Here is a 2,781-nt window from a genome sequence, read left to right on the forward strand (position 1 = left end):
CGTCGACCACGCGGGACGCACCGCGAGCGACACCGCCGCCACCACCACCGGACAACCCCCCACCCTCGAGAAACCGACCGCGAAGCGACACCACGCGGTCGTCCACCACCGGCGCGCGGACGGCGACTACGAGGGTTTGCTGCTGCGGACCGCCGACGGTACGACGGCCCGGTTCACCGGCCGCGACGCCTACGGGGCCTTCGCGTGGATCACCCCCGGCTCCGGTACCGGCGCCATCCGGTTCACCGTCGAGAAGGACGGAGTCCCCGACGGACCCGAGCGCGTCCTCGACGTCACCGTGTCCGGCGAGGTGTGGACCGAGCAGAACAACACGACGGTCCTGAAGGCCAGGCCCAAGTCCGCCTACCCGCCCCAGGACGGCACCAGGGCCGTGCTGCACTACCACCGGCCCGACGGCGACTACGAGGGATGGGGACTGCACACCTGGACGGGGTCCGCCGACCCGCCCGAGTGGAACGACCCCATCCTGCCGGTGCGCGAGGACCCCTTCGGGCTCGTCTTCGAGGTGCCGCTGAACGACGGAGCCGCCTCCCTCAGCTACATCCTGCACAAGGGCCAGGAGAAGGACATCCCCGACGACGAGGCCCTCGACTTCTCCCTCTACGGGCACGAGGTCTGGCGCGTGGCGGGCGACCCCACCTATCTGACGCCCTCTCCCGGTGGCGCCTTCGGTCTCGACCTGCGCGCGGCGGAGGCCACCTGGATCGGTGACGACACCGTCGTGTGGGCGGGTGAGGGCAGCGGCGTGGCCAGTCAGCAACTGGTGTACGCCACCGAGGGCGACCTCACGATCGAGAACGGCGCACTGACCGACGAGGGACAGTGGCTGCGGCTCGTACCGACCGAGCTGACCGAGGCCCAGAGGTCCCGCTACCCCCAGTACGCACAGGCCTCGGCGTTCCGCGTGGACCCGCGGGACCGCGACCGCGTCGGCCAGGCACTCCGCGCCCGGCTGATCGCCACCCAACGCGCCGACAACGGGGCCCTGCTGGGCGCCACCGGCGTGCGCATCGAAGACACCCGACCGGAAGGAACCGGCAAGTGATCAGCTCGCTCCCAGACCGAAGAGGCCGAAGAAGACGAAGAGGCCGCCCCAGCGGCACGAACCACGGAACCGTGCCGGGACCCACGGCCGGCCCCACGACCATGGCCGCCGCGGCCGTCGTGGCCGCACTGCTCGCCACGGCGCTGAGCACGCCCCAGCAGGCAGCCGCGGCACCCAGGCCTCCCGGTCCGCCGTCCGACGCCCGGCTCGCCGCCGAGCCGGCCCGCCACGACCTGACCCGGGAACAGGCGTACTTCCTGCTGCCCGACCGGTTCGCCAACGGATCCCGTGCCAACGACCGCGGAGGGCTCGGCGGCGACCGGACCGCGACGGGATTCGACCCGACGGACAAGGGCTTCTACCAGGGGGGTGACCTGAGGGGCCTGATCGAGAAGCTCGACTACATCAAGGGCCTGGGCACCACCGCGATCTGGATGGCGCCGATCTTCAAGAACAAGCCGGTGCAGGGCGGTGGCGAGTCCGCCGGCTACCACGGCTACTGGATCACCGACTTCACCCAGGTCGACCCGCACTTCGGCACCAACGCCGAGCTCGCGGAACTCATCGACAAGGCCCACGCCAAGGGCATGAAGGTCTTCTTCGACGTCATCACCAACCACACCGCCGACACCGTCACGAACGTCGAGAAGAAGTACGGCTACCGTTCCAAGGGCGCCTACCCCTACCTCGACACCCGGGGCCGTCCCTTCGACGACAGCTCCCGTATGGGCAAGGTCGACCGGGACAGCTTCCCCTACACACCCGTGGTGAACGAGGACGAGGCCGACGCCAAGGTCCCGGCGTGGCTGAACGACCCCACGATGTACCACAACCGGGGTGACTCGACGTTCGTCGGCGAGAGCGGCCTCTACGGCGACCACACCGGTCTCGACGACCTGTGGACCGAACGGCCCGAGGTGGTGGAGGGCCTGGAGAAGATCTATCAGAGGTGGGTCAGGGACTTCGACGTGGACGGCTTCCGCGTCGACACGGTCCGCAACGTCGACATGCCGTTCTGGACGCAGTGGGCGACCGCGATCGACGCCTACGCCGCGAAGAGGGGACGCGAGGACTTCTTCGTCTTCGGCGAGACACTCTCCTCCGACCCGGCCGTCACGGCGCCCTACGTGACCGAGGGCAGGCTCGACGCCACGCTCGACTTCCCGCTGCAGAACGCCATCCGCGGCTACGCCTCCCAGGACAAGCCTGCGAGCACCCTCTCCGGCGTCCTGGCCCAGGACCACCGCTACACCAGCGACAAGGCCAACGCCTACGAGCAGGTCACCTTCCTGGGCAACCACGACATGGGCCGCATCGGCAGTTTCATCAGCCAGGACAACCCGGGCGCGGGGGATGCCGAGTTGCTGCGCCGGGACCGGTTCGCGCACGAGTTGATGCTCCTGTCGCGGGGCAATCCGGTGATCTACGCGGGTGACGAGCAGGGCTTCACCGGACCGGGCGGGGACAAGGGTGCCCGGCAGACGCTGTTCGCGTCGAAGGTCCCGGAGTATCTGGACGACGACCGGATCGGTACGGAGCGTACGCATGCCTCGGACGCGTACGACCCGGCGCATCCGTTGTACCGGTCGATCGCGAGGCTGTCGGAGCTGACGAAGCGTCATCCGGCGTTGCGTGACGGTGTGCAGGAGGAGCGGTACGCCGACGACGGTCCGGGTGTGTACGCGTTCTCGCGCACGGATGCGAGGCAGCGGGTG

The 2,781-nt window shown here is 69.5% G+C and carries 2 protein-coding genes; both read left to right on the top strand.

Features of this window, described 5'->3' with window-relative positions; all coding sequences use genetic code 11:
• Positions 1-1,066: pullulanase-associated domain-containing protein (locus tag B7767_RS41145; protein WP_306298054.1), on the top strand; the 1,066-nt coding region annotated here is incomplete at its 5' end.
• Positions 1,067-1,167: 101 nt separating this feature from the next.
• The coding region (locus B7767_RS41150) for an alpha-amylase family glycosyl hydrolase (protein WP_256923760.1) at positions 1,168-2,781 on the top strand (1,614 nt) is incomplete at its 3' end.

The organism is Streptomyces sp. 13-12-16 (assembly GCF_002114215.1).
Taxonomy (GTDB): domain Bacteria; phylum Actinomycetota; class Actinomycetes; order Streptomycetales; family Streptomycetaceae; genus Streptomyces.